Source organism: Halobacillus sp. ABR2_026 (assembly GCF_056158545.1).
Genome location: NZ_JBSWTM010000004.1, coordinates 1 through 4,878, shown reverse-complemented (window position 1 = coordinate 4,878; position 4,878 = coordinate 1). Strand labels below are relative to the sequence as shown.

The following is a 4,878-nucleotide window of genomic DNA, read 5'->3' as shown; positions in this document are numbered from 1 at the left end:
ACTTATCTGTATTAGTGATATCACGCTTCAGAGGTAACGTTTGTTGAATGTTGCAGGCAAAAGTTTAGCCACTCAGCTAAAAAGATATTTACCATATGCTTTTCGTTGCGCTGGCGCATCTTCAAATTAGGGTATTCGTAGGAAGGCTCAAGGGCCCCTGTATTTTGGCTGTTTATCACTTCAGCCATGCGCGCATCATGATATAGGCGAACCGTCATACTTGGCGTTAGGTACGTCGGCATGTCTTTAGTGGTTTGTTTTATGCTCAACGTGCTGGTGTAGCGAGCAGAGTCCACTATCCTGATCTCATAGGCTAATCCCACGCCAACAGAAAATTCATAACTCAAATCTTCCGTATCGCAGTCAGGTAGCATTCTAAGAACATAAGCATAGTTCAGTTCGCAAAGCGCCTGCATTGACGGAAGATGAGGGATGTATTTTCGTTGATTGCGTTGTGTCACGATGTCTGCCACTGCTCCAGAAGTTGTGTTTTATGCATAAAGAACCATTGTAGCGCAATTACTGCTGCGGCGTTGTCTATATGGCCATTTTCCAACCATTCAAGAGCGGTATTCTCTTTTACGCGATGCACTTTGATATCTTCAGACTCGCTTTCAAGCCCGTGAATTCCTTTTGCCAAGTTAGCATCAGTCTTTGCTATAAATATATGTAATCTTTCCGTGGTACCACCTGGACTCGATAAATAGCTTAAGGCCTTAGTCAAGTTTTGTAACTCTATTCCCGCCTCTTCCATGGACTCTCTATGGCATACATTTTCTGGAGTCTCACCTTTATCTATCATGCCTGCGATAATTTCTATTAACCAAGGGCTTGAAGATGTAGCTAACGCCCCAATTCTAACTTGCTCAATTAGCACGAATTCTTGCAGAATAGGATCGTAGGGCAAAACGCCCACCGCATGACCGCGTTCAAAAATTTCGCGTGTAACCGTGTCGCTCCATTCTCCATTGAAACACTTGTGCTTAAATTGATACTGATTCATGGTAAAGAAACCACGATACACTGGCTTAATGTCGGTAATTTCGACGTCATTTGAGGTAAATGAAAGGAATTCCTTGCTCATTTGCTGACACTTATGGTTCAAATAGATTTATCATACATAGTACATTTACACACCAGCCATGTATACGCATGAAAAATGCGATGTTGAGTGTGTACGAATAACAGAAAACTCATATTACAAGTCGTCTATTACTATAAAAATTGCGTGGGTAGATCACATATTCTGTTACAGTTAATCGAATACTGTTACGAGTTTGGACTTTCGGTTTGTGGTTGAATTTTCATACACTTGGTTTTAATAAGTCGTCTTAACGAATAAATGACGACGCAACTTGAAAACAACAGGAAGACGTAAGCATGAAACGAACACTTCTGTCGCTGGTTATCGGTGTTTCGATGACAACTGGTGCACTAGCCGATGACCTAATGCAGGTATATCAACAAGCACTGGCGAACGATCCATTGGTAAACCAAGCGAAAGCGCAACGTGATGCTGCGTTTGAAGGAATTAGTATTAGCCGTGCAAGTCTACTACCGCAAATATCGGGCTCTGTGGGCTACACCATGTCAGATTCTGAACGCTTTCAACAAGCTGCTGGTGACAACGGCCTTCAGGTTTTTACCACAGATACAGAAGTAGACACCATCGATTACGGCTTAACGCTTTCGATGTCGCTGTACGACCACGCTAATTGGTTGGGCTTAGACCGCGCTGAAAAAATTGCTGAACAAAGCGATGCGCAGCTTGCAGCAAGCATGCAGGATGTAATTGTACGTACAGTTACTGCTTACTTTGACGTATTGCGTGCCCGTGACAACGTAGAGTTTGTAGGTTCAGAAAAACGTGCGATTGAACGTCAACTTGAACAAACACGCCAACGTTTCGAAGTGGGCCTTACGGCGATTACTGACGTGCATGAAGCGCAAGCAAACTACGACAGCACAGTCGCTCAGGAAATTCAGGCTAAAAACGAACTTGAATTTGCCCTTGAAGCGCTGCGTGTGATTACAGGTAAATATCACGACCGTCTTTACGGATTAAACAAAGATAATTTCTCAGCCACTATGCCGGTACCTGAAACCGTAGATAGCTGGCTAGAAACCGCCCAAGACAAAAACCTAGCATTGTTGGTAGACCGTTTAGCCATGGATGTGGCGAAAGAAGACATCGCAATCGCACGTTCGGGTCACTTGCCAACGTTATCTTTGTCAGGCAGCTATGGCCGTTCGAAAGACGATGTAGACGCCGAGATTCTTAACGACGATGGCTCAACGACCCCATTTGGTTATGAAACGCCGTACTTAAACAGTCAGTCTATTGGCGTGACATTGAGTGTACCTATTTACCAAGGCGGCAGTGTTAGCGCACAAACATCGCAAGCGAAGTACAACTATGTAGCAGCAAGCCAAGTTGCTGAGCAGACGTACCGTCAGACCGTACAGTCGGTTCGTAGCTCGTTTAACAACGTAAAAGCGTCTATCTCTACTATTCGCGCTCTAGAGCAGTCTGTTGTGTCGGCAGACAGCGCCCTTAAAGCAACAGAAGCTGGATTTGATGTAGGTACACGTACTATCGTTGATGTACTTGATAGCACACGTAACCTGTTTGATGCGCGTCGTAACCTTGCTGGTGCTCGCTATGACTTCATTCAGTCTGTGATTACACTTAAGCAAGCAGCGGGAACCCTTACAGGTGAAGATGTAGCTATGATCAACCGCGGTCTCAAGCCGGTCGAGAGCAATAACGACCAATAGGTTGTTTTATACCGCTAAGTAAGCATTTGAGTACGACATAAAGAGGGTGGCGACTGGCTGCCCTTTTTTGTGCCTACTCCGGTATTTGAAAATTGGTGATTTGAGGTTTAGCAGGAATATCTACTCGCTATTTTGCGCAAGAGAACTTCTTTAATGCGCCCAACAACTGCCGATATTCATCACATAATGCTTCAGCGTTTTGTTTAGTCATTACAAAATTAGATAAACGCATTGAAACGACGCGTAATTTCTCTTGCAACAGCTGTAACTCATCATCCATGATTATGCCCTTTAGATTTGTCTCTATTTTTAATGATGTTGTTTTTGCCGGGTTTAAGGCTTTAAAGTCGCCTTTTTGCCCCTACATTTTGGCGCATAAAGTGTGCGAACAACAACTTTAGTATAACGCCAAGTAAGCTTACGACAAGCCTCTTGGTTTATTGTTTTTTTTCTTGAGTGATAAATAAAAATGCAAGCCTCTGAACTACAAAATAAATTTGAGCGCATAAGAGCAAATAAATGGTTTGAAGCCTTTGTTATCAGCGTCATCGTGATATCGGCGCTATTAGTCGGTGCGAAGACCTATGAACTACCTACCGGCATGTCATCTGTTACGTTGTTTTTAGACTGGTTTATCAGCGCTTTCTTTCTAACTGAAATCACAATTCGCTTTTTAGCGGAAAAGCAAAAGCGTTACTTTTTCAAAAGTTTCTGGAACTGGTTTGATACCCTCATTGTAGTTATAAGTCTAATCCCGGCAGACGACACTGAACTTGCGCTGATTGCGCGTTTAGTGCGGGTCTTCCGCGTGCTTCGTATGATTTCAATCATCCCAGAGCTTCGAATATTACTTGTTTCTCTAGTGAAAGCTCTCCCTCAGCTAGGCTATGTCATGCTGCTGATGTTTATCATCTTCTATATATATGCAGCGGTAGGCAGCACACTATTTGAAAACATTAATCCGGTGCTGTGGGGCGATATCACTATTTCTATGCTGACACTCTTTAGGATCATGACCTTCGAAGATTGGACAGATGTGATGTACGAAACTCAAGAAGTGTACTCACTCAGCTGGATTTTTTACTTAACCTTTATCTTCTTTACCGCTTTTGCTTTCCTCAACATGGTCATTGGTATTGTGGTCAATGTGATGGAAAGAGAAAACGAAAAGGCAAGAGCAGAAAAAGAAGCTGCCTTACTTGAAGAGCAAATCGCACAAGGCAATATCGAACCTACACTGCATGATGTGCTCAAAGAGTTGCGAGAGCTAAAAGCGCAGGTCGCGTCACAAAATAGCAGAGAATAACTGCCAGAGGCTGTCTAGACACAGGTAGTAAATCAGAAGCTACCCAAGCAGACAGGCAACCATAAAGAGAAGGCCACGATAAGTGGCCTTCTTTCATTTCAGTTTTTGTTACTAACTAAAACTAACAGCGTCAGATAAATAGCTAAAACCTTTATCAAAGCGCCTTACACGCCGTACTGCTGCTTTAGGCTTTCTACTCTTTGCTTTGCAGCTTCAGAGGTGAACTCCCTACTTGCTAGGCGTCGCTTCGCTAAGGCCTTTTTATCGAGTTCAAGCAACAAAGCTACGTGATTTAAATACACTTCATCGCTAGCAATGGGGCCTGTTGATATTTGCTCATACAGGGTTAGCGCTTCTTCTTTCTCACCTTTAGCGATATAAATCTGCGCTAATGTGTCTACAGCATCAGCATTTTCACGCTGCAGCGATACCGCTTTTTTCGCTAGCTCTTCAGCTCGCTGAAGGTCTTTATCTTCAAACGCTAAATACGCCAGGTTGTTAAGCACTACAAAATTATCAGGCGTTTTAGTAAGTATAAGCTCGTAGGTATCGATGGCTGCGGCTCTATCATTACCAATTTGACGCTCAGCTAACAACATTGCACTTTGTACGTCGTTATTGTGCGCATTTACGTGCTTTTGTAGAAAACTAAACGCTTGCTCTTTTTTACCTGACATCTCAAGGGCGGCAACAAGCAGCAAAGCATTGTCTGAGTTTGAAGTAGCATCATAAGCGGCCTTCGCGTGGTCAACGGCCTGCTCAGGGGCTTTATCGATAAGATGTAAGCGGGCGAT

The 4,878-nt window shown here is 43.4% G+C and carries 6 protein-coding genes; 2 read left to right on the top strand and 4 right to left on the bottom strand.

The annotated features are described in order from the left end of the window. Positions 1-20: 20 nt before the first annotated feature. Together ACXADE_RS20080 and nudF are read right to left on the bottom strand one after the other, a co-directional pair. The gene (locus ACXADE_RS20080) at positions 21-461 is read right to left on the bottom strand and encodes a DUF1249 domain-containing protein (protein ID WP_474808800.1); all 441 of its coding nucleotides are present in this window, start codon (positions 459-461) and stop codon (positions 21-23) included. Further along, a complete protein-coding gene (gene nudF / locus ACXADE_RS20075) occupies positions 458-1,084 on the bottom strand; it encodes an ADP-ribose diphosphatase (protein WP_474808802.1) in 627 nt (208 codons plus the stop codon). The genes ACXADE_RS20080 and nudF overlap by 4 nt, the downstream gene beginning before the upstream one ends. Positions 1,085-1,380: 296 nt before the next feature. Here nudF and tolC point away from each other — a divergent pair, with 296 nt between their 5' ends. Beyond that, on the top strand, positions 1,381-2,778 hold the full coding sequence (gene tolC / locus ACXADE_RS20070; RefSeq protein ID WP_474808804.1) for an outer membrane channel protein TolC: 1,398 nt from the start codon (positions 1,381-1,383) through the stop codon (positions 2,776-2,778). Positions 2,779-2,905: 127 nt separating this feature from the next. Here tolC and ACXADE_RS20065 read toward each other — a convergent pair whose 3' ends face one another. Then, the gene (locus tag ACXADE_RS20065; RefSeq protein WP_474808806.1) at positions 2,906-3,058 is read right to left on the bottom strand and encodes a hypothetical protein; all 153 of its coding nucleotides are present in this window, start codon (positions 3,056-3,058) and stop codon (positions 2,906-2,908) included. 189 nt (positions 3,059-3,247) lie between these two features. Here ACXADE_RS20065 and ACXADE_RS20060 point away from each other — a divergent pair, with 189 nt between their 5' ends. Then, positions 3,248-4,084: an ion transporter gene (locus ACXADE_RS20060; protein WP_474808807.1), complete on the top strand. Its 837-nt coding sequence runs from the start codon at positions 3,248-3,250 to the stop codon at positions 4,082-4,084. A 164-nt stretch (positions 4,085-4,248) separates the two neighbouring features. Here the strand turns inward: ACXADE_RS20060 and ACXADE_RS20055 are convergent. After that, the coding region (locus ACXADE_RS20055; protein WP_474982286.1) for a tetratricopeptide repeat protein at positions 4,249-4,878 on the bottom strand (630 nt) is incomplete at its 5' end.